The following is a 21,772-nucleotide window of genomic DNA, read 5'->3' as shown; positions in this document are numbered from 1 at the left end:
GATAAAATAGTCTATATTTGTACTTGAAAAATTTAACTTGATTCCAACACTCACACTGAGAAATCCCTTTATAATTTATCAAAACAAACATGTATTGATTTAAGTTTCAATGACCTTATAAAACCCGTCTTTGCTCGCAAAGACGGAAAATTATTCTGACCTTTAATTTTCGGTCATGTATTTGATTTCATCAATTTTAGCGGTAATACGCGCCATCAGATAAGGATCATTTTTTGATAAATTACGCGCAACTTTTAATTGTGCTATAGCCGCTCGATGTTGTCCTTCAAGCAACAAGCATTGAGATTGGGTAAAATAAGCATAATTTTTTTGATGCGATTCGGCCTGAGCTCGAGCCAATTCTCTGCACAGGGGCAGATCTTCTTTATAGATTCTGCTGCCTTTGAGCAATACGCTGGTCGCTTTTTCTGCCTGGTTGGCAGACAGCAAACCCTGGGCATAGGCCATTAGTGCGGCGTAATTATCTGGATAATTTTTTTGAGCATCTGCCAAACGATTTATTGCGGCTTTATTTTGTGACAAGCCAAGTTCAGCTTGGGCCATTGCAATTTGAAAATATAGATTGTCCGAATTTTTATCAATAATAGGCCTTAAACGATCAGCTGCTTTGGCGTATTCATTATTGTTTAATAAAGCGAGTACATATCCATATTGGCAGGCAATAGTGCTGTTTTTTTTGTGACACTGATGTTCATAGTAATCCAGTATTTGTTTGGTCTGTGGCGTCACGGAAACACGAATCAGTTCTTTAAAAAGAGCATAGTCCAGTGAATCATTATAGCTTTTTCTATCAAGGCGGGCGGTGCGGTTCTCAGCCTCAGCGATACGATCCGCGTCCATCGGATGGGTTCGGAGTATTGCGGGAACATCTGCAGAATAATAATAACGAGAATTTTCCTGCATTTTCCGGAAAAAAGCGGCCATTCCACGCGGATCAAACCCTGCTTTAATCAGCATGTCGATACCTATTCTGTCTGCTTCTTTTTCTTTGGAACGGGTAAAGTTGATATTATCCTGAGAAAATCCGGAAATTGAGGCCATCATGGCTCCCATTCCTACTGTGGGATTTAAAGCACCAAGCGCTATTGAAGCCAGCATGGAGGCCAGCATGGGAACTCGCATCTGTTTTTGGTGTTCAATCATACTGTACAGATGGTGCAGACGAACGTGAGCTATTTCATGAGCCATTACAGCAGCGAGTTCGCTCTCATTCTGGGTCGTTAATATCAGTTGGGAATTAATACCAATATATCCTCCAGGACCTGCAAAGGCATTAATTTCTCTGGATTTGACTATAAAAAAATAGGGTGTTTTGATTCGACCATAGTATGCGAGCTTTTTTCCAATATGATTTATGAATTGGTTGGCCAAGGGGTTGCGTTCTACACTGTCTGATTGATTAATCAGTTGAATGAATTGATGTTCCAGCTGTTCCAGTTCTTTTGTTGAATAAGGAGATAGTCCTTCAGCGAAAGACGGTTGAGCCAAAAAAAATAGTATAAATAACCATCCCAACGCAGATAAGCTTGAAAAAATTGGTTTTAACTTAAATTTTAAATTCAATTGAATCATTAGGCTACTCATAAATTGAATAATTTGTTATCATTCGTGCACTTTTAAAAGGTGGTTAATCGATGCACGAACAGTTTTTGCTTGCAGCACTTAATCAAGCCAAACTAGGTCAAGGGATCTGTGCGCCCAATCCCAGTGTTGGAGCAGTGGCTGTGCAAAATGGAAACATTATAGCACAGGACTGGCATCGAGGTGCAGGTTCGCCGCATGCAGAACAACTATTGTTAGCACAATTTACCCCTAAAACGCCAGGGGTTAGTTTATATATTACTCTCGAGCCTTGTAATCATTGGGGGCGAACGCCGCCTTGCGTCAATGCGATTATCAATCACGGCATAGAAGAAGTATACTTTTCTTATTTAGATCCTAACCCTCTTGTTGCTCAAAATAATTCTACTGCTCTTTTGCAGGAACACGGAATCAAGGTAACTCATTTACCTTTGCCTGAAATTGACGAATTTTATAAAAGCTACTCTCATTGGACTTTAACCAATAGACCCAGAGTTACGGTCAAGATGGCGCAGAGTCTAGATGGCAAAATAGGGCGTTTGAGTAATGAACGAGTCATTTTATCAAATTCTTTGTGTGCTGAATTTACTCATAAAATGCGTGCCGCAAGCGATGTGATATTAACCAGTTCCAGAACAGTAGAGCGGGATAACCCCCGAATGAATGTCCGATTAAATCACCAGGAACAGGCAAAACCGGTGGCAATCATCGATCGGGACCTCAGTTTGAATGAAGAGTCTTTGGTGTTCTCGACAGCCAGTCATTGTCATATATACCATGATGAACATCGTTTATTGCCTGATACAGAGCGAAATAAAGTTGCTCCGGGGCAAATTTGTTCGAGCAGCTCACTTTCTCTTTATCCTAATAGTACTTATCATGCAATGCCCTTAAAGTCAGGACGGATGGATTTGAATTCCATACTGGGACATCTGGGTGGGTTGGGCTTCCATGATGTCTGGGTAGAAGCAGGCGGGGCAATTTTTAGTGCATTACATCAAGAGGGATTGGTTCATAGAACCTACTTATATATAGTTCCAATCTATTTAGGTACTGAAGCAGTTTCAGCCTATCAGTACTGTGAACTATTTGATCGCGAACATAAAGTTTCCTGGCATGAAATGGGTGACAATATGATAGCATGTATCGATTGGCAGGAGGTTTAGTGTTTACTGGTTTAATAGAACAGACAGGTGAGGTACTTGCTAACCATGAAAATGATTGTGGGAATAAACTGATTATTTCATCAAATTATGAACATCTGCAGATTGGTGAGAGCATTGCCGTCAATGGCGTATGCCTTACTTTATTGTCATCTGAATCCGGGGAGTTGCATTTTGATGTTTCTCCTGAAACGTTAAATGTAACAACATTAGGGAGTTTGTCATCCGGTGATCCGGTTAATCTTGAACGTGCCATGATTGCGTCAACACGGTTTGGCGGCCATTATGTGAGCGGCCATGTGGACACTAAGGCTTTGATAAAATCTATTAATCGTCTGGATGAATACATTGAAATGGAACTTGAAGGATTTAATTCAAACTCCATGTATTATTTGATACCCAAGGGCAGTATTACCGTGGAAGGAGTAAGCCTGACTATTAATAACGTAAAAAACCAATCCATTAAGTTAATGCTGGTACCGCACACTCTGTTACACACCACCTTAGGGACGTTACAAGTGGGACAGCATGTAAATATTGAATTTGATTATCTTACCCGTATTGTTGCTCATCAGCTTCAAATCGCCGGGAAGTTGAACTATGAGGTAGAGTCATGAAGCATTCATTAGTCAGTATAGAACAGGCAATGGAAACACTTAAAGCCGGTAAAATGATTATTCTAATGGATGATGAAGACAGGGAAAATGAAGGCGATTTGGTGATGGCCGCGGAATTTGCCACACCAGAGGCAATAAACTTCATGTCACGTTTTGGTTGTGGGTTAATTTGTTTGCCAATGTCTGAAGAGTTGATTGATAAAATTCAATTACCGATGATGGCTCATAATAACAGGTCACCTTATGGTACGGCGTTTACCGTATCAATTGAGGCTGCTCATGGTGTTTCAACGGGTATCTCAGCACAAGACAGAGCTCAGACCATCAAAGTAGCTATCGATCCACAAAGTGGGCCGGCAGATATCATTTCCCCTGGTCATGTCTTTCCCTTGAGGGCAAGACGCAAAGGGGTATTGGAACGAGCCGGACAAACCGAGGGCAGTGTTGATTTGGTTCGACTGGCGGGTTTAACACCAGCTGCCGTGATTTGTGAAATTATTAATGAAGACGGTACCATGAGCCGGCGAGATGAGTTGGTGATTTTTTCTGAGAAACATCAAATTCCGTTGGTTACGATCAAGGATTTGATTGAGTATCGAATAAAGAACGAACAATTAGTCACTGCTGCAGCAACTACTCGAATACCATTGAACGATAATGGCACTTTTAATATGACGGTATTCGAAAATGAGCTGGATTCAGCAGAGCATTTTGTTTTAGTTAAACCTCCTGTGTTTGGAAATCGGATTCCTTTAGTCCGAATTCATTCGGAATGTATTACGGGTGATGTTTTTGGCTCCTGTAAATGCGATTGTGGCAAACAATTAAAAGCATCTTTGTCACAAATAGCAGAAGAAGGGGGCGTATTAATTTATTTGCGTCAGGAAGGTAGAGGCATTGGTTTAGCGAATAAATTAAAAGCCTATGCTTTGCAGGAACAAGGATTCGATACGGTTGAGGCGAATTTAAAACTGGGATTGCCTGCAGATGATCGTGATTATGCGATTGCATATCAGATACTGAAACATTTAGGCATTGATTCAATACGAATGTTAACGAACAATCCTTTAAAAATTTCGGCTATGGAACATTATGGAATAAACGCTGAGCGTGTTCCATTAGAGATGGAACCTACAGATGAAAATCGTGGATATTTAATGACAAAAAAACAAAAGCTGGGGCATTTGTTGGCTATTGATTAGGATAATAATGAAAGTAATTAAAGCACATTGTAATGAAATAAAAAGTCCATTCCCTATTGCAGTAGTGGTCAGCACTTTTAATGAGGCGATTACCAATGCCTTAAAGACAGGGGCTTTGGATCGTTTGGCAGAACTTGGTTTTAAACCAACTGACATCACTTTAGTTGAGGTACCTGGTGCTGTTGAGATACCTTTTGTTGCACAATTGTTAGTTAAGAATAAGCAAGTCGATGCGGTTATAGCGCTAGGTGCTGTGATTCGAGGTGAAACCAGTCATTACGATTATGTATGTGAACAGGTGAGCCAAGGATGCCAAAGAGTGATGCTCGATTATGATATTCCAGTCATTTTCGGTGTTTTGACGACAGAAAATGATGAGCAGGCTTGGGATCGATTAGGCGGAACTCATGGACATAAAGGAAGAGATGCTGCGGATTGTGCGGTTGAGATGTATTTAATCAGCCAACAATTACGGTAATTTCTCAATTAGTCCAGAAATCATCGTCATTCTAAACGCAGCACCATGCCTGCATTTGGAGATCCTTCGCTTCGCTCAGGATGACGAAATTCCTGAAGGAAACGTCATCCCGAACGTAGTGCTGAGCCTGCATTTGGAGATCCTTCACTTCGCTCAGGATGACGAAATTCTTAAAGAACACGTCATCCCGAACGCAGTGAGGAATCTCCTGAATGTGGTGCTGTGCCTGCATTTGGAGATCCTTCGCTTCGCTCAGGATGACGAAATTCCTGTAGGAAACGTCATCCCGAACGCAGTGAGGGATCTCCTTATGTTACACCAGATAATCTGTGCTTTAGCCATTTATGAAAAGTAAAGGTCAACAAACCTTGAAGTCCAGATAATAATTTTCTTAAATTTGTGTTATTTATATCCTCATTTTGGTAGAATTAAATCCCGTTTACATGCAAATTTAATTTAGCGCCAATTTGGTGGATTCGGCATTTTGAACGGGGTCAAAAATGACAAATTATATTTTTATTACAGGCGGAGTCGTATCTTCTTTAGGGAAGGGTATCGCTGCCGCATCACTCGCAGCCATTCTTGAGGCTCGAGGTCTTAGTGTTACTCTCATAAAGCTTGATCCATACATCAACGTAGACCCTGGCACCATGAGTCCATTTCAACATGGAGAGGTTTTTGTTACTAATGATGGGGCAGAAACTGATCTTGATCTTGGTCATTATGAACGTTTCGTTAAAACGACCATGACTAAACGAAATAATTTTACGACGGGAAAAATTTACGAAAACGTGATTAAAAAGGAAAGAAAGGGAGATTACCTGGGAGGAACTGTTCAGGTAATCCCGCATATCACCAATGAAATCAAGCGATGCATCAAATTAGGCGCAGATGGGTTTGATGTAGCGATGGTTGAAATTGGCGGTACGGTAGGTGATATTGAGTCACTCCCGTTTCTTGAAGCCATCCGGCAAATGCGTATTGAATTAGGTGCCCAGAGAGCGTTATTTATTCATCTGACTTTAGTGCCTTATATTGCAACCTCTGGTGAAACCAAAACCAAACCGACGCAGCATTCAGTAAAAGAATTGCGTTCAATAGGTATTCAGCCTGACATTTTGATATGTCGATCAGAGAAAGCCATTTCCTCAACAGATCGCGCTAAAATCGCATTATTTACCAATGTTGAAAAAGAAGGCGTTATCGCACTTGAAGATGCTAAAAGTATTTATCAAATTCCTATGATTTTGCATGAACAGGGCCTGGATGAGATTGTTGTCAAAAAATTAGGTCTAACCGTGAACCCGGCAGATTTAAGTGAATGGCAACGCGTTGTGGGTATGCAGGCTATCCAGACTATGACGGTAAAAATTGCCATGGTTGGCAAATATACTGAATTGAATGATGCTTATAAATCTATTAATGAAGCACTTCTCCATGCAGGAATACATACTCAAACGAAAGTTGAAATCATATATCTGGATGCAGAACTGATCGAAAAACACGGTGCAACCTTACTCGAAGGAATGGATGCAATACTTGTTCCGGGTGGATTTGGAGAACGAGGTGTTGAAGGAAAAATTAAAGCCATTCAATATGCCCGTGAACATAGGATTCCTTTCCTGGGAATTTGTCTGGGTATGCAAACAGCAGTGATTGAGTTTGCCAGAAATGTTGTCGGATGGACTGGTGCGAATTCTACTGAATTTAATAAAGAGACACCTTATCCTGTTTTAGGTTTGATCAGTGAGTGGATGGATGCTGATGGCAGCAGACAAACGCGTACTGAAGATACAGATCTGGGTGGAACAATGCGGCTTGGCGCTCAATTGTGTCAATTGGAAGATGGAACTTTAGCTCGAAACGTCTATGGAAAATCACAAATTGTAGAACGCCATCGTCATCGATATGAAGTGAATAACAGATACGTAGAAGAGTTGGTGAAACATGGCTTGATCATTGCTGGACGTTCAGCCGATGGATCGCTGGTGGAAATGGTTGAATTAGCCGACCATCCCTGGTTTCTGGCCTGTCAATTTCATCCTGAATTTACTTCAAACCCCAGAGAGAGTCATCCTCTGTTTAAACAATTTGTATTAGCGGCTCGAAAATTACATGAAGAGAAGGAAAAAGCATGAGACTGTGTGGATTTGAAGTCGGTATCGATAAACCATTATTTTTAATTGCTGGTCCTTGTGTTATTGAAAGCGAAGAATTGGCCTTGGAAACAGCTGGTTATTTAAAGGAAATGTGCGCTCATCTCACTATTCCTTTTATCTATAAATCTTCTTTTGATAAAGCAAACCGTTCGTCTATTTCGAGTTATAGAGGGCCTGGTTTTGAAAAAGGTTTGATGATCCTTGAAAAAGTAAAATCTCAAATTGGCGTTCCGGTGTTGACTGACGTTCATGAGGATACCCCTTTGCTTGAGGTGTCCAGTGTTGTTGATGTGTTACAGACACCTGCTTTTTTATGCAGACAAACCAATTTTATACAAAAGGTTGCCGCATTGAATAAGCCTGTGAATATCAAAAAAGGACAGTTTCTGGCACCTTGGGAAATGAAACATGTCATTGCAAAGGCTAAAGCTGAAGGTAATGAACAGATAATGGCCTGTGAGCGCGGAGTAAGCTTTGGTTACAATAATCTGGTCTCAGACATGAGGTCATTGGCCATAATGCGTGAAACAGGTTGTCCTGTTGTTTATGATGCGACCCATTCCGTACAATTGCCAGGTGGAAATAATGGCGTATCAGGCGGTCAACGAGAGTTTATTCCTGTTCTTGCCAGGGCTGCTGTAGCAGCAGGGATTTCCGGCATTTTTATGGAGACACATCCCGATCCTGATAAAGCGTTGAGCGATGGACCGAATAGCTGGCCTTTAGCCAAAATGCAACAGCTTTTAGAATCCTTGAAAGCGATTGATGACGTATATAAAAAGACGGGAGAAATTGTTTAATTCTGGAACTTGAGTTTCAATAATTGAATACATTCATCCTGTCACCTACGGGATCTCCTGAACGTGGCAGTTTGCCTGCATCTGGAGATCCTTCATTTCATTCAGGATGACAAAATTCTCGAAGGAAACATCAACCGGAAAAAACCTCAACCCGAACCCAGTGAGGGATCTTCTGAATGCGGCAGCGAGCCTGCATTGGAGGATCCTTCGCTATGCTCAGGATGACGAAATTCATGCAATTAATGATGAGTTACATTTTTTTCCTAAGCTATTGAAATGCCTAGCTTTTTTTGATTACATATAAGTACAGACAATGAGTTGTCATTACTTTATAAAAATAAATGGATTGTTGAGACAGAGAACTCGCCAACATTTAGTCATCAGTGATCGGATAGTCTTCATTTCCAATTTCTGGATTTAACCAGAGCATCAGAAAGATTATCTACACTGCATTCATCTATATAGGTAAAGTCGATAGTCAAAAGGTTTAATCCAAAATACTGACAGTTGTGTGTAAATCATCAATTACTTACTAGCATAAAAGTGAGTCGGAATAAGCTGATTCTAATTTTAAACTTATGACCCGGGTTGGCCTTTGCACGCTAGGAGTATTGTATTTAAATTTATCTTATGTAAGGAAACAGACATGCGAAGAAACAGAATTAAATTGATTCATAAAGCATTGCCAGGTTTAATGTTATTACTACTGATGTCAGCAATCCAGGCCAGTCCTCTTTGGACATTTGAGTCGTTGACAGCCACCAAGATGGCAGTACCAGCTAATGGTACCGCAACGGTGCAATACAGAATAACCAATCAATCAAAAAAAAGACATAACTTAGCAATGCGATCGATTCGCGGTATTAGTCAAATTACTACTGGCTTCGGTATTTGTCGTAATCCATTTATATTGAATAATAAAGAATCGTGTATTCTGTCCTTGCAGATAAACGGTACAGAGCTAAATGCACCAATAATGGAAGGACCAGTAGTTTGTAATCAAGGAAATAACCATAATCAGTGTTATCAACCGAACAAATCGAATACTCTTCAAATCACTCAGGCACCGCCAATACTTGATGCAACTATTGCAGCGAATGGTTCTCCTTTGACCCTAACGGTGAATGGAGCATCAGGCCAGTTAATCATTAGTAATTCTTCTACAGAAGTTGCAGCCACCAACATTACATCGAATTTCACTGGTACTGCATTGGATGGAAATGTGATCGAGACAGGAAATACCTGTGCTCTTGTGCCTCCAGGAGGCAGTTGTACAATCACTTATATACCTGGAAATACGGTGGTGCCATTATCAAACTTCAGCATTCAAGGTACTAATACTAATGTATTAACAGCAGCAATAAAAATCGAATCAGGGAGTACCTTGACCTTGGTTAATCCAAATCCAGGACCAACAATAGGCGGAGCAGTCGTTACCTTAACTGGTTCCGGACTGAATGGAGCTACTGCTGTGACCTTTGGTGGATCACCTGCAACCAATTTACAGGTAATAAATTCTACATCGGTAACGGTAATAACTCCGGCGCACATTGCGGGGGATGTGGATGTTGTTATTGATACTCCGGCAGGTGGGGCTACGCTGATTAATGGGTACTCCTATGTAACCCCCATACCAGGACAAGCGTCTAGTGGTGGTATCATTGCATGCGCTAATGGAGGAACGCAAAATCTGATCGCGACTACTTCAGATATTAGTTCGAGTATTAAATGGGGAACATTTGCTGCAACCAATGCGTCTGGTGATACAGATGGTAAAATCAATACGGACCTTATTATAGCGACTCTAGGTGCTGGCAGTTATGCTGCAAGATCGTGTTATGATTATTCAATTGACTCTCAAGGTAATAGTCCTTGTCTGGCAGGGAATATTTGTTATTCTGATTGGTTCCTACCTGCCAAAGCTCAATTAAACTGTCTCTATACCAATCGTGGTGATATTGGTGGTTTTTTTACCGATGGATATTGGAGTTCTACCGAGTATGCAACTGATCCCGCCAGAGCCTGGCGTCAACTCTTTAATACGGGAAGCCAAGGAGCTATTAGTAAAGGGCTTCTTAATAGAGTAAGGTGTGTCCGTAATTTTTAAATAAATCAATAGTACTGATAAATTTGTAATGAACAGGGGCTGGTGACAATTGGTTTAGACCGGTCACCTGCCTCGGTTTGTCCCTGAATTATCCTCACAAACAGCTGTGGGGATATGATATTCAATGAACGAAAATTGGGTTTATTTGCAGAGTGATATTATTGATGAAGATCTAAGGATAGTTATTCGAAGATATATATGAAGAAATAATTTTATTTTAAGTGATTACGAGTAAGATTTGGCGGAGAGACAGGGATTCGAACCCTGGGAAGGTTGCCCTTCAACGGTTTTCAAGACCGCCGCATTCGACCGCTCTGCCATCTCTCCGACAGCCGAGAATACTATCGTAACGCCTGATGTTTTGCAAATGGTTTTTGAAATTTTTGTTGTACTTGAACTAATTGGAGCGAATACAGTACTTCTGTTCTATGTTCATGTTATTTAAATTAAAGAATCAGCGAGAGAGTGTTCGCAAATTAGTGTGTCCTAGGTATAATGTCCCAAATTTTCCTGTCGCTGTTGGATAGTGCAACAGATACAAAATATAGGTGTAGTTTATGAAACGAATTCAAATTGTGTTCCTGGTTGGTCTTGTTATTGCTTTGTCCTCTTGTGCCAAATGGAATCAGGATGACGAAGAAAAAAATCCATATAAGGGGATGACAGCGAAACAGCTTTATGCTGCATCACAAAAATCTTTACGCAAACAAGAATATGCGACGGCAGCGAAACAGCTTGAAGCGATGGAATCTATGTATCCTTTTAGTGATTATACTGAGCAATCGCAAATGGAATTAATTTATGCTTACTATCAGAATGAAGATTATCCATCGGCAGCTGCAACAGCAGAACGTTTCATTCATCTTTATCCACGCGCTAAAAATGTTGATTATGCCTATTACATGCGGGGTTTAGCTAATTTTCAACAAACTCGTGGTGTTTTTGCTAAAGTATTCCCCATGGATGAATCATGGCGTGATCCCGGTACTCAGACCCAGGCTTTCCTTGATTTTGCGACCTTAATCCAAAAGTTCCCAAACAGTAAATACAAAGCAAACGCCTTACAGCGTATGATTTATTTGCGTAATATGTTTGCTCAACATGAACTCGATGTTTCACAGTATTATTTCAAACGTAAACTGTATGTCGCAGCTATAGAACGAGCCAATTATTTGGTAAAAACCTATCCACAGGCTCCAAGTGCTCAACAAGCACTGGTGGTAATGTATGATGCCAACATGGCTTTAGGACTTAAGAAGGCCGCAGAAGATGCAATGGCTGTTTATCAAGCTACCTATCACACGTCCAATATGGTACGTGTTGCTTCTTAATTGTATTCGAGGGGAGAGTAATGCATCTCCTCTAAATTTCTGATAATAGAGTTAACCCGGGCTCTAGCGCTGCTGGAACCCGGTAGATTTGAATATTGAATTGATAGAGAAAAAGCCAAATTGCATGTTTTGATTAAACCAAAGCTTCTTCTGGAATCTCTTCAGAGTTTAATGAATCTGAGGCTGCAGAAGTGGGAAGCAATGCTTTTAGAAGATCATTAGTCAGTTCCCTTAATTCACCACCTAATAAGGTTAAAGCAGCGTCCTGGCGTTGGTATTCTTCGTCTAGTCCCCTGATTTCATTAAAATCATCGAGCAGATAGTCCAGGCTTTTCAATTTTTTAAATGTAAAATCATGAGTTAGCGTGAATTGAATTCGTTCTTTCCAGATTAATGAAATTTCAGCAGTAGCCATTCCCTGAGAGAGCAGAGTTAAAATTTCCTCAGCAGGTAATTCATATCCTTTACAATGTACTCGTTTTTTTTCATCATCAAGAGAAAACAGCAAACAGTCAGATGCTAACTGGAAATCCGTAGGTAAGGTTTCGGGAGAATGAATCCACTCGGCAAATCGAACTGCCAGATTTTCTGTATGAGTAAGCGGTTCTATAGTAATTCCTGCAACAGATTTTCTCAAAAGTGATGTAAGTTGAGAGGCCTGATTGTTGCTTGATGCATTGATGATGATGCGTTTACTGACAGTATCAAGAATTGCAGGCAGTCTTTTTTGGACGCAAAATGACTTGGGTAGTAATTCGAACTCCAGGTCTTCTGCAATTTGAGCCTTTTCAGCTCGTTTCACGCTACGGCCATGTTGTGTTTCAATCGTCTGGATTCTTTCTTCAAGCATTTTGTTAATTACCCCACGAGGTAATATACGCTCTTCTTTGCCCATGCAAATCAGGGCACTACCAGCAACTTCATGAACCATTTCATCAGCAAAGGCAGGAAGCCATCCGTATATAAATCGTGCATGTGGAGGACATGGTTTAAGAATTTCTTCAGCTAAAGAAGCATTTAAATCACATGCTTCATCCAATTCGTATTGATATATAAGAGCATTATTGAACCACATGTTTTATCCTTTAAATAAATTAGAAATTTTACCATGAAATACTGCATGCTGCGATCAGAATCCTGATTAATGCGATGCATTTATGAACGTGTCTGATGGCAGATAAGAAAGATTAATCAGCTTCAAAGACCACAGTTCATGGTTGATCTGCCTTTAAATCAACCTGAACTGATCTCTTTATAGAATACAGTAAGTACCGATAGCAATGGTTCTGTTGTAGGGCAATTTAAAAAATTCAATATTCAAATTCGCCGAATAATTGCGCATTAAGAAGGAAAATAACCGCTCCTGAGAGTAGAATGCTAATGATTTCTTGGCTTTTGAAGCCATAACATTAGGTATTTCAACCATATAAGTTGCATGATCAATATTTAATTTGAAAGGCAAAAGATGTTTTTCGCTGGCTTTTTCTAAAGCTCTTGGCAGCGAAATAGTTTCCATAAAACCATAATGCAAGGTCAGTTTACAAACCCGTTCATCAAGGCAGGCAATTTCGTAGCGTTCGCTGTAATGCACGTAAGGAATATTCTCTACTACATAATTAACTATAAGCACGTTTTCGGGAACTGATCTGCTGAGTTTTAAAAAGTGAAGAAAACTTCCTCCGCTTTTATCATAAACATCAGTGATGAAAATTGCGGTTACGCCCGGAAGCTGGTTCAGGCTTTTATATTGCAGTTGTTTTAATATTTTTGAAATATCTTCTTTATTCAAATAGAAATTGTTTCTTAAATATTCTAATCCATACTTCCATGTGTACATGATAAAGGCGATGAATAAGGCAAATATGACAGGGACCCAGCCGCCAGTAAAGAATTTATGGAAATTAGCGCCTAAAAATGCGAAGTCTATCGCAATGAATAAGCCAAAAATTAATGCAATTTTAAATTTAGACCAATCCCAAATTGATATGGCTGCATAAGCTACCATCGCATCGACCAGTAGCATGTCAATATTGACGGCAATACCGTAGGCATGTGCCAGATTGTCTGATGTCCTGAATGTTAGAGCAAAAAACAGGGTACCTACAAACAGTATAAAATTGATTTGTGGTACGTAAATTTGACCTGAATGTTTTCTGGACGTTTGGATGATGGGTATTCGTGGACATAAGCTTAATAATACAGCCTGTTTGGTTAAAGAAAACGTTGCTGAAATTACCGCTTGCGAAGCAATGATGGTAGCGAAGGTGGCAATGATGATTAATGGTAAATAAAACCAGCTCGGAGCTATCATATAGAAGGGGTTACTAATGGACTCCGGATGGGATAATAGGTTGGCGCCCTGACCAAAATAATTAAGCAGCAGACAGGGTAGTACTACAAAAAACCAACTGGCTCTTATCGGTTTTTTACCAAAATGACCAATATCGGCAAAAAGAGCTTCTCCTCCAGTCATAACCAGGAAAATACCGCCTAATAACAGGTAGCCTCTTAAGCCTTCATGATATAAAAAAGAAATACCATAATAGGGATTTATAGCTTGAAGCACTAGTGGCAGTTTGATGATTTGAATGACACCCAGTATGGCTATAGTAAGAAACCAGACCATAATGAAGGGGCCAAAGAGATAGCCTATACTTTCTGTACCCCGAGATTGAATCATAAAAAGAAAGATAAGTATGATGCAGGCTGTTGGCAGAATAAAAGGTGTGAAGGTATGCGATAAGGTACCCAGACCTTCAACCGCACTGATAACTGATATGGCTGGGGTAAGCATGCCATCACCTAATAAAAGCCCCGCCCCGAATATGGCTACAATATAGAATAATGGTTCATATTTTGTGCTTTTATGTTTCATTAACGCCAGGAGGGCAAGAATGCCTCCTTCTCCATCGTTATCTGCACGAAATACAATAATCAGATATTTGTATGAAATAATGATTATTAGACACCAGAATATTAGTGATAAAACGCCCAGCACTGCGGCCTGGGTTATGGGCAGATTGGATAAGGTAACTTTTAAAGCATATAAAGGACTGGTGCCGATATCGCCGTATACAACACCCAAGGCACCTAGCGTTAGTCCGTATGAGAATTTATTTTTTTTTTCCATGGTAGTGCATGCCTTTATTTATTACCAAAATGCATTAAGTGCTAACATATAGGTTAGATAGTGGGATGTGTTTTTCCCACTGACTGGAAACCAGACACCGCCAATAATACCCACTTTAGAATTAAAGTTATATTCCAATGCTGGTGCAAGAGCCTTTTCTTTAAATGCACCATTACCGATACTGATATTGGTAGGTGGACTTCCCACGTTGCCAATATCGAGGATACCATTAAAGCGGGTATTTTGCCCGTTTGAAATGTATCCTTCCATAACAGCAACCCAGTGCTGTGTTAATGTATACTCAAATGCCAAATCATAATCATTTTCTGCGCCTAATCTGATTCTGCCATGGGTATTGTTTGTTCCGCCATAGCTGCTAAGCCCATCAACCCATACAGTGCTTCCGAATATGCGGGAAATAATGAGTCTGGTTCGTAAATAATGAGTATTAAATACAGGGAGCAGGTATTGCAGGTTTATACCCAATTGAGTCTGGTAAGCTCCAAGACCCGTTGCATCAGTTCCCGCTAACTGAGGATTCAGGTGATCATATCGTCCGGTAGGGAGGGTTTCTTGCAGTAAAACACGAACGTCCATACGATTAAGGGCACCTTTTTGTTCAAATAATTGAAACCCAGCTGCAACAGAAACATCAGTCAATCGGTTGGAGCTGACACCACGTGTTGAGTTGAACACATAAGGAACGGTGATTTGAAAGTCCAGCCAGTCAGTAAAGCCATGTGTCAGTATAGGATTAATAATAAACGATCTGAATAGAGGAGTACGTATGACGTTGCCTGCTGCATTATAGGCTCCATCAGTAAAGACATCGATACCATAAACTTCAAAGTTGGAATGTCCTTTAGGAATGGTATGTCCGGCGGGGGCGAGTAAGGGTCCTGTAAACCAGGGATCTGCGGATGTTAAAGAACTAAAAAGTGATAAACATAGAATAATGAATATCGTTTTTATAGATTGCAGCATAATTGTCCTTCTCTCCATTGCAGAAATATCATTCAATAGTGTAGATTAGCCGACTTTTGGTCTGTGGGAAATAGAAATGAGTGCTAAAATTTTTTTAGTGGGAGCAAAACAAAATACAGTATTAAGAGGGCATCCCTGGATTTTTCCCAAAGCCATTGCCCGAAATAGCGGTAAACTGGTTACAGGGCATTTAGTGCAGATCTATGGCGCGGAAGGAGAGTATATTGGTGTTGGCGTCTATAATGAACATTCCTTATATCGGGTTCGAGTTTTAGCATTAGCAAATGAGCCATTCGATCAAAGCAATTATAAATCAATAATTACTCACAGACTCCACCAGGCTCAGCGAGTGAGACAGAGTTTAAATTTACCCGGTGAACAGACAACAGCGTATAGATTATTCAACAGTGAGGCTGATGGACTTTCCGGACTGACCATTGACAGATTCAATCAGATCTGTGTGATTTCCAGTTCTGCGTATTGGGTTGAATTGAATAAAGAACTTATTTCTCAAGCGCTTCATGAACTAGTTCCAGAAGATCAATTGATTTGGATTTCGCAAAGCAAACCATTAGCGCAGGATGGTTGGAAGAACGTAGAAACTCGGGACATCAAGCAGACAGCAGAAGTTTTGGAAGAGGGGGTTAAATTTCAGGTTGAATTTGCTCATGCACAAAAAACCGGCTTATTTATTGACCAAAGAGAAAATCATAAGCGAATAGCTGAGTTATCCAAAGGTAAATCTCTCCTGGATCTTTATACCTATACGGGTGGTTTTGCATTGCATGCGGCCAAAGCAGGGGCTTCACGTGTAACAGCTGTTGACAGTTCAGCACAGGCAATACATCAGGCGAAAAACAATGCCAGGTTAAATGACTTAACCACTATTGATTTTATTGAGGCTGATGCGCGTGATTATCTCATAAAGGCCGGGGAATATGACATTGTTGTCCTGGATCCCCCTAAATTAGTCCCTTCACAACAGCATGTGCAAAAAGCAAAAAATTATTATCGTTTTCTGCACAGGGAAGTGTTTAAGCATATGAAAACAGGTTCGCTTTTGATGACCTGCAACTGTTCCTCAGCACTTTCATCCCAGGAGTTTTGTGCTTTGGTCTGTGGACAAGCTGGAGTTGTAGGCAAACAGGTTCGAATTCTCGGAGTCTATGGACCGGCGAGTTGCCATCCGACTCTGGCTTCTTTTCCTGAAGGTAATTATCTTACCGCGGTATTATTGGCTGTAGTCTAGGCTGTGTATATACGACATGCTGCAGCTCGTAAACCGCAGCGTATTGCCTATAATTTACGAATCTTAAAAAGAGAATATAGAGGGCTGCATCTATTTAAAATTGTCCCGGATTTTTTCTGATTCACTTTTAATAAATTATTACGCAAGTTCTTTTTTTATCTACTAATCTTAAGATAAATGCAGATAAAAAAAATATTAAACAAGGACTAGTCCGTGAATACTAAATGGATAAAAGGATGTTTAATAGTGATCATTTTAACAGGGGTTCTTATGGATTCTGTAACTTCTTATGCTGGAAATGGTCGAGGTGATGTTCATACAGTGTACCAGGGGCAATCAGTCGATGATTTAATCATACAATACATGGATGAAAATAAGGTTCCAGGATTGGTTTTAGCTATAGTACAAGCCCCTTATATTACTCGTATTGTAGGCTATGGTCTTGCAGATATCGATAACAGGCGTCTGGCCGCTACAAGGACTGTTTTTAATATTGGACAGCTGACCAATGCCTACACCGCAGTAGCGATAATGCAACTGAAGGAAGAAGGTAAAATACAGCTTGATGCTTCTATTTCGCAGTTTCTTCCTGATTTGCCCAAAAGCTGGCAATCAATAACCATCAGACAATTGTTAACGCACAGTTCAGGTTTATCTGATTACACATTGAGTACAGAATTCAATTATGCAAAAAATTATCAAGCACAGGATATTCTGGCTTTAATCAATGATAAAGAACTGTTATTTAACCCGGGTACTCAAATGCGCAACAGTGCATCCAATCCTTATTTATTGGGTTTGATAATCGAAAAAGTCAGTGGTATGAGTTATCAGAATTATGTGACGAAGAATCAAATTGAACGCTTGGATTTAAAACATACCTTTTTTATCTCTGATGTTCAATCCATTTCCAATGAAATAAATAATGGGACTCATCCTTTTAAACACAGTACTTTTCTGCACAATCCCGTATTCATTAATCCGGTTGAAACAGCTATGGGATATAGTCAATCAGAACAGGGTGTTGTTGCCGTTCCTCCTGCAACCTGGTCTGCTACCTTTGCCGCGAGCGGTATAATCGCATCTGCTGAGGATATCAGTTTATGGGATATTGGTCTTGCGGGAGATATTTTAGTTAAAGACGCTGCTGACAGGAGTTTCCTGTACAGTGCTCCAATTATTAATGATCATTCTGTTCCTGGTAATGTGGGATGGTTTTTCCCCGGGCATAAAGGATTGATGGAAATCAAAGGATCTATTCCGGGTTATTCAGCATTTTTAAGTCGGTTTACTGATCCTTCCGAGTTACTCTGCGTCACTTTATTGACTAATAAAGGTAATTTACCTGATTTGGATATTCTAGCACGTAAAATTGCGGCATCATTTGACGTAAAGCTGGGCACACCGACTGGTTCAGATTGGTCTGAAACAGTGCAAAGTCCTTATTCAGTATCAGAAACACTGGATAGAGTTTCCAGCTTAATCAAAAAAAATGGAGGAACTGTCTTTGCACGTATAGATCATGCATCTGAAGCGCGTAACGCAAATCAGGCTCTTCCTGATACTCAGGTATTAATTTTAGGTAATCCAGCTAAAGGTACAGTGTTAATGCAGACCAATGCTGCTCTTGCTCTTGATTTACCTCTACGTATTATGGCAACAAAGGATGGTTCAGGGCAGGTCTGGCTAAGTTTTACGGATCCAATCAAACTCGCCAAAGAATACCATGTGGATGTTCAACAAATACCTGCATTGAAACAAATGAGCATTGGGTTACGGACAATTTGTGAACAAGCAATTTCTGCTCAATCACAGCTGTAGATTGGGAGTGAAGTGAATTATTTGTCGAGAAAGAAATTAATTGGTGTGCTATTTATGGAATCCTGTTTTAATGAGTATTTCTTAAGTACAGAGAAATAAATTGTTTATTTATCGAATTATTCTGACCGTTCTTTTAGGTGTATTTTCTACAGGTTTTTATGCTGCAGAACCGACGCTTCGCGATAAAATCGGACAAATGCTTATCCTTGGTTTTCAAGGAAAAGAGATTAATGAACATTCGCCAATTGCTGTTTCAATAAAACAGAATAATATTGGCGGAGTAATTCTGTTTGATTTTAATCAACAGTCGCAAACTTTTGATAAAAATATAGGAACACCTGAGCAACTTAAAAAACTGGATCAGCAATTACAAGAAATCACAGAAAAAGCCAATAAATTATCTCATCGAGAAAATCTTCCTTTATTCATTTCGATTGATTACGAAGGCGGTCAAGTGATCCGATTGAGTCCTGCATATGGTTTTCCCGATATTCCTTCTGCAAAAACTGTGGGTACCATGCCTTTGGTAGAGGCTAAATCTATAGCAAAATTAATGGTTGTTACTATGAACACATCAGGAATTAATTTGGATTTTTTTCCGGACCTGGATGTTAATGTTAATCCAGACAATCCAATAATCGGTAAAAAGGAGCGCAGTTTTTCTTCAGATCCTGCAGTAGTGTCCCAATATGCTTCAGTATTTACAGAACAATTTTTGGATAATCACATTCAATGTGCCTACAAACATTTTCCGGGACATGGGAGTTCGTTCGCAGATTCTCATTTAGGCTTTGTCGATGTAACGGATACCTGGAGTGCGCAAGAATTGATTCCTTTTGCAAAGCAGATAAGACAACCCAAGCATTGTGGCATGGTGATGATTGCGCATATTGTTAATAGAAAACTGGATGCAACAGGCCTTCCTGCGTCACTTTCATTTAAAATAATTACTGGTTTATTACGTCATGATTTAAAATTTGATGGGGTAGTCATTACTGATGATCTGCAGATGAAGGCAATTACAAATCACTATGGCTTGGCCAAAGCCCTTACTCTTTCTATTAATGCCGGCGCAGACATGTTGATATTTGGAAATCAGTTGGTACAACAATTTCAGGATCCTAAAGAAATCATTGATATTATTGAGCAAAAAGTTCATTCAGGTGACATTTCGGAACAGCGAATTAACGAGGCATATCAACGTATTGTTCGTATGAAAAAATCTCTGGGTAATTATTAGGGTCCATAGCATCGTTACTCTCCGCAACTCATTCCCCATAGCATCGTTACTCTCCGCAACTCATTCCCCATAGCATCGTTACTCTCCGCAACTCATTCCCCGTAGCATCGTTACTCTCCGCAACTCATTCCCCGTAGCATCATTACTCTCCGCAACTCATTCCCCGTCACCCTCCGCGAAGGCGGAGGGGCCATTCTTTCTCTACCTATTCGAGTGTTCCCCAACCTTTTTGATGAGATTTGATGTAATTTCTGAATATAACCCCCCATTTTTTATTAGAAACAATCAAGTGATATGACAATTTGTTTATGGTTTTTGCTATTGGACTTATTCCTCATGGACCCTCCGCCTTCGCGGAGGGTGACGAAAATTGAGTGCGGAGGGTGACGAAGAATGGGTTCGGAAAGAGACGAGGTAGTGCCTTCATGATGTAGGAGAGAACACCACCACGTGTATTGCTTATCAGGTATGAACTGATCTATCCCTATCCTGTAAACATTGCAGGACTTCATAGAAACTCAATTCGCAGGATTTTAATAATACGAGTAAATGAAAGATCAGATCTGCTGTTTCATTTATCAATTCTTCTCTGTTTCGATTTACTGCCGCGATAACTGTTTCAACTGCTTCTTCCCCTACCTTTTGTGCGCATTTATTCAGTCCTTCATTAAGAAGCTGAGATGTATAACTGTTGCTGCTATTTTGTCTGGCTCGATCATTTATTAAATCGATTAAACCATCAAGAAAACCAAGAGTGCTGGTTAATGGTGGTTGAAAGCAACTGGTATAGCCAAGATGACATGCTGGTCCTTTTGGTATGACATGGATTAACAGGCTGTCTTTATCACAATCAGTGCTGATGTGCCGTATGGTCATGCTGTTTCCAGAAGTCTCACCTTTGAGCCATAACTTTTGTTTGCTGCGGCTGTATAAAGTCAATTGACCGCTGGACAGTGTAGCGCTTAAAGATTCCTGATTCATATAACCCAACATCAATACGGTACCATTTTCAGCATGTTGAATTATGGCGGGTAATAAACCATTCATTTTCTGCCAATCCAGAGCGTTTAGTTCCAAATCATTCATATTCGCACCTCAATATTGTTTGCCTGAAGGCCTTGCTTCACTTCGTTTATCGATACTTTGTTGTCATGAAAAATACTGGCAGCTAATGCACCGTTGATTGCGGTTCGATGAAATAATTCAATGAAATCTTCCACTGAACCAGCACCTCCAGAAGCAATTAAGGGTACCTGACATAAACTCTGCATTTCCTGTAACTGAATCAGGTCATAACCTGAACGTACACCATCAGATTGCATGCAATTAAGAACTATTTCACCTGCTCCTCTATCCTGGACTTCCTTAACCCATTCCCTGGTTTTACGCCGGGAGTTAATGCTTGTCTTTTCATGCCCCGTGTATTGATACACATAGTAATCATCTACAATCCATTGACTATCAATCCCGATAACGACGCATTGAGTACCAAACTGAGCGCTTAATTCGTTAATCAATGATGGATTTTCCAATGCTGGACTATTAACCGAAATCTTGTCTGCTCCAGCATTTAGCAATGATTTGGCTTGATGTACAGTACGAATTCCCCCGGCAACTGTAAAAGGTATATTGATTGCGGCTGCAACCTGATTGACCCAGTCGGGTGATACGGAACGCAGATCACTGCTGGCAGTAATGTCATAAAATACCAGTTCGTCAGCACCTGTATCAGAATAATGGGCTGCCAGAGGAATTATATCACCTATAATTCTGTGATTGCGGAATTTGACCCCTTTGACCACCTTGTTATCGCAGACATCAAGGCAAGGTATGATGCGTTTGGTTAACATAAAAAATACCTCTTCAATTGAACCCGGATCTGATTATGA

General features: G+C 40.2%; 18 protein-coding genes and 1 tRNA gene. 11 read left to right on the top strand and 8 right to left on the bottom strand.

What is annotated here, in order from left to right; genetic code table 11:
- Window positions 1–162 precede the first annotated feature (162 nt).
- Window positions 163–1,593 (bottom strand): M48 family metalloprotease, encoded by a 1,431-nt coding sequence (locus tag Lqua_RS16375; RefSeq protein WP_058475358.1) that lies wholly within the window; start codon window positions 1,591–1,593, stop codon window positions 163–165.
- A gap of 62 nt (window positions 1,594–1,655) precedes the next feature.
- Here Lqua_RS16375 and ribD point away from each other — a divergent pair, with 62 nt between their 5' ends.
- The 4 genes from ribD to ribH are packed head-to-tail and all read left to right on the top strand — an operon-like array spanning window position 1,656 to window position 5,062.
- Window positions 1,656–2,768: a bifunctional diaminohydroxyphosphoribosylaminopyrimidine deaminase/5-amino-6-(5-phosphoribosylamino)uracil reductase RibD gene (ribD, locus tag Lqua_RS16370; protein WP_058475357.1), complete on the top strand. Its 1,113-nt coding sequence runs from the start codon at window positions 1,656–1,658 to the stop codon at window positions 2,766–2,768.
- On the top strand, window positions 2,768–3,382 hold the full coding sequence (locus tag Lqua_RS16365; protein ID WP_058475356.1) for a riboflavin synthase: 615 nt from the start codon (window positions 2,768–2,770) through the stop codon (window positions 3,380–3,382). Before ribD ends, Lqua_RS16365 begins: the two co-directional genes overlap by 1 nt.
- The gene (locus Lqua_RS16360) at window positions 3,379–4,584 is read left to right on the top strand and encodes a bifunctional 3,4-dihydroxy-2-butanone-4-phosphate synthase/GTP cyclohydrolase II (RefSeq protein WP_058475355.1); all 1,206 of its coding nucleotides are present in this window, start codon (window positions 3,379–3,381) and stop codon (window positions 4,582–4,584) included. Before Lqua_RS16365 ends, Lqua_RS16360 begins: the two co-directional genes overlap by 4 nt.
- Window positions 4,585–4,591: 7 nt before the next feature.
- Window positions 4,592–5,062, top strand: coding sequence for a 6,7-dimethyl-8-ribityllumazine synthase (gene ribH / locus Lqua_RS16355; protein ID WP_058475354.1), 471 nt, complete (start codon window positions 4,592–4,594; stop codon window positions 5,060–5,062).
- Window positions 5,063–5,093: 31 nt separating this feature from the next.
- On the opposite strand, the gene Lqua_RS16350 is transcribed toward ribH, so the two are convergent.
- On the bottom strand, window positions 5,094–5,294 hold the full coding sequence (locus Lqua_RS16350) for a hypothetical protein (protein ID WP_058475353.1): 201 nt from the start codon (window positions 5,292–5,294) through the stop codon (window positions 5,094–5,096).
- 268 nt (window positions 5,295–5,562) lie between these two features.
- Between Lqua_RS16350 and Lqua_RS16345 the strand changes: the two genes are divergently transcribed.
- The 3 genes from Lqua_RS16345 (at window position 5,563) to Lqua_RS16330 (ending at window position 10,128) form a co-directional block, all read left to right on the top strand.
- On the top strand, window positions 5,563–7,200 hold the full coding sequence (locus Lqua_RS16345; RefSeq protein WP_058475352.1) for a CTP synthase: 1,638 nt from the start codon (window positions 5,563–5,565) through the stop codon (window positions 7,198–7,200).
- Window positions 7,197–8,021 carry a 3-deoxy-8-phosphooctulonate synthase gene (kdsA, locus tag Lqua_RS16340; RefSeq protein WP_058475351.1) on the top strand — a complete coding sequence of 275 codons (825 nt, stop codon included), beginning with the start codon at window positions 7,197–7,199 and terminating at the stop codon, window positions 8,019–8,021. Before Lqua_RS16345 ends, kdsA begins: the two co-directional genes overlap by 4 nt.
- 646 nt (window positions 8,022–8,667) lie before the next feature.
- Window positions 8,668–10,128 (top strand): IPT/TIG domain-containing protein, encoded by a 1,461-nt coding sequence (locus tag Lqua_RS16330; RefSeq protein WP_238585602.1) that lies wholly within the window; start codon window positions 8,668–8,670, stop codon window positions 10,126–10,128.
- A 239-nt stretch (window positions 10,129–10,367) separates the two neighbouring features.
- On the opposite strand, the gene Lqua_RS16325 is transcribed toward Lqua_RS16330, so the two are convergent.
- A tRNA-Ser gene (locus Lqua_RS16325) sits at window positions 10,368–10,455 on the bottom strand.
- 230 nt (window positions 10,456–10,685) lie between these two features.
- Between Lqua_RS16325 and Lqua_RS16320 the strand changes: the two genes are divergently transcribed.
- Window positions 10,686–11,459 (top strand): outer membrane protein assembly factor BamD, encoded by a 774-nt coding sequence (locus Lqua_RS16320; RefSeq protein WP_058475349.1) that lies wholly within the window; start codon window positions 10,686–10,688, stop codon window positions 11,457–11,459.
- Window positions 11,460–11,592: 133 nt separating this feature from the next.
- Here Lqua_RS16320 and Lqua_RS16315 read toward each other — a convergent pair whose 3' ends face one another.
- The 3 genes from Lqua_RS16315 to Lqua_RS16305 form a co-directional block, all read right to left on the bottom strand.
- A complete protein-coding gene (locus tag Lqua_RS16315; protein WP_058475348.1) occupies window positions 11,593–12,534 on the bottom strand; it encodes a recombination-associated protein RdgC in 942 nt (313 codons plus the stop codon).
- A gap of 177 nt (window positions 12,535–12,711) precedes the next feature.
- Window positions 12,712–14,589 carry a potassium transporter Kup gene (locus tag Lqua_RS16310; protein ID WP_058475347.1) on the bottom strand — a complete coding sequence of 626 codons (1,878 nt, stop codon included), beginning with the start codon at window positions 14,587–14,589 and terminating at the stop codon, window positions 12,712–12,714.
- Between the two features lie 21 nt (window positions 14,590–14,610).
- Window positions 14,611–15,573: a hypothetical protein gene (locus Lqua_RS16305; protein WP_238585601.1), complete on the bottom strand. Its 963-nt coding sequence runs from the start codon at window positions 15,571–15,573 to the stop codon at window positions 14,611–14,613.
- Window positions 15,574–15,649: 76 nt separating this feature from the next.
- On the opposite strand from Lqua_RS16305, the gene Lqua_RS16300 reads away from it, so the two are divergent.
- The 3 genes from Lqua_RS16300 (at window position 15,650) to Lqua_RS16290 (ending at window position 19,883) form a co-directional block, all read left to right on the top strand.
- Window positions 15,650–16,822, top strand: coding sequence for a class I SAM-dependent rRNA methyltransferase (locus Lqua_RS16300; RefSeq protein ID WP_058475345.1), 1,173 nt, complete (start codon window positions 15,650–15,652; stop codon window positions 16,820–16,822).
- Between the two features lie 270 nt (window positions 16,823–17,092).
- Window positions 17,093–18,643, top strand: a complete 1,551-nt coding sequence (locus tag Lqua_RS16295) for a serine hydrolase (protein ID WP_058475344.1) — start codon at window positions 17,093–17,095, stop codon at window positions 18,641–18,643.
- A 100-nt stretch (window positions 18,644–18,743) separates the two neighbouring features.
- Window positions 18,744–19,883, top strand: coding sequence for a glycoside hydrolase family 3 protein (locus Lqua_RS16290; RefSeq protein ID WP_058475343.1), 1,140 nt, complete (start codon window positions 18,744–18,746; stop codon window positions 19,881–19,883).
- A gap of 462 nt (window positions 19,884–20,345) precedes the next feature.
- Here the strand turns inward: Lqua_RS16290 and hisIE are convergent, their stop codons facing one another.
- Both hisIE and hisF read right to left on the bottom strand, forming a co-directional pair.
- Window positions 20,346–20,969, bottom strand: coding sequence for a bifunctional phosphoribosyl-AMP cyclohydrolase/phosphoribosyl-ATP diphosphatase HisIE (gene hisIE / locus Lqua_RS16285; RefSeq protein WP_058475342.1), 624 nt, complete (start codon window positions 20,967–20,969; stop codon window positions 20,346–20,348).
- Window positions 20,966–21,733: an imidazole glycerol phosphate synthase subunit HisF gene (gene hisF, locus Lqua_RS16280; protein ID WP_058475341.1), complete on the bottom strand. Its 768-nt coding sequence runs from the start codon at window positions 21,731–21,733 to the stop codon at window positions 20,966–20,968. Before hisF ends, hisIE begins: the two co-directional genes overlap by 4 nt.
- Between the last annotated feature and the right edge of the window lie 39 nt (window positions 21,734–21,772).

It is taken from the genome of Legionella quateirensis (genome assembly GCF_001467955.1).
Classification (GTDB): domain Bacteria; phylum Pseudomonadota; class Gammaproteobacteria; order Legionellales; family Legionellaceae; genus Legionella; species Legionella quateirensis.
This window is presented reverse-complemented; position numbering and strand designations above follow the sequence as displayed.

Coding starts and splice junctions, on each gene's coding strand:
- Lqua_RS16375 (WP_058475358.1), bottom strand. CDS start 1,593: ATGATTCAATTGAATTTAAAATTTAAGTTAAAACCAATTTTTTCAAGC.
- ribD (WP_058475357.1), top strand. CDS start 1,656: ATGCACGAACAGTTTTTGCTTGCAGCACTTAATCAAGCCAAACTAGGT.
- Lqua_RS16360 (WP_058475355.1), top strand. CDS start 3,379: ATGAAGCATTCATTAGTCAGTATAGAACAGGCAATGGAAACACTTAAA.
- ribH (WP_058475354.1), top strand. CDS start 4,592: ATGAAAGTAATTAAAGCACATTGTAATGAAATAAAAAGTCCATTCCCT.
- Lqua_RS16350 (WP_058475353.1), bottom strand. CDS start 5,294: ATGCAGGCACAGCACCACATTCAGGAGATTCCTCACTGCGTTCGGGAT.
- Lqua_RS16345 (WP_058475352.1), top strand. CDS start 5,563: ATGACAAATTATATTTTTATTACAGGCGGAGTCGTATCTTCTTTAGGG.
- kdsA (WP_058475351.1), top strand. CDS start 7,197: ATGAGACTGTGTGGATTTGAAGTCGGTATCGATAAACCATTATTTTTA.
- Lqua_RS16330 (WP_238585602.1), top strand. CDS start 8,668: ATGCGAAGAAACAGAATTAAATTGATTCATAAAGCATTGCCAGGTTTA.
- Lqua_RS16320 (WP_058475349.1), top strand. CDS start 10,686: ATGAAACGAATTCAAATTGTGTTCCTGGTTGGTCTTGTTATTGCTTTG.
- Lqua_RS16315 (WP_058475348.1), bottom strand. CDS start 12,534: ATGTGGTTCAATAATGCTCTTATATATCAATACGAATTGGATGAAGCA.
- Lqua_RS16310 (WP_058475347.1), bottom strand. CDS start 14,589: ATGGAAAAAAAAAATAAATTCTCATACGGACTAACGCTAGGTGCCTTG.
- Lqua_RS16305 (WP_238585601.1), bottom strand. CDS start 15,573: ATGCTGCAATCTATAAAAACGATATTCATTATTCTATGTTTATCACTT.
- Lqua_RS16300 (WP_058475345.1), top strand. CDS start 15,650: ATGAGTGCTAAAATTTTTTTAGTGGGAGCAAAACAAAATACAGTATTA.
- Lqua_RS16295 (WP_058475344.1), top strand. CDS start 17,093: ATGGATTCTGTAACTTCTTATGCTGGAAATGGTCGAGGTGATGTTCAT.
- hisIE (WP_058475342.1), bottom strand. CDS start 20,969: ATGAATGATTTGGAACTAAACGCTCTGGATTGGCAGAAAATGAATGGT.
- hisF (WP_058475341.1), bottom strand. CDS start 21,733: ATGTTAACCAAACGCATCATACCTTGCCTTGATGTCTGCGATAACAAG.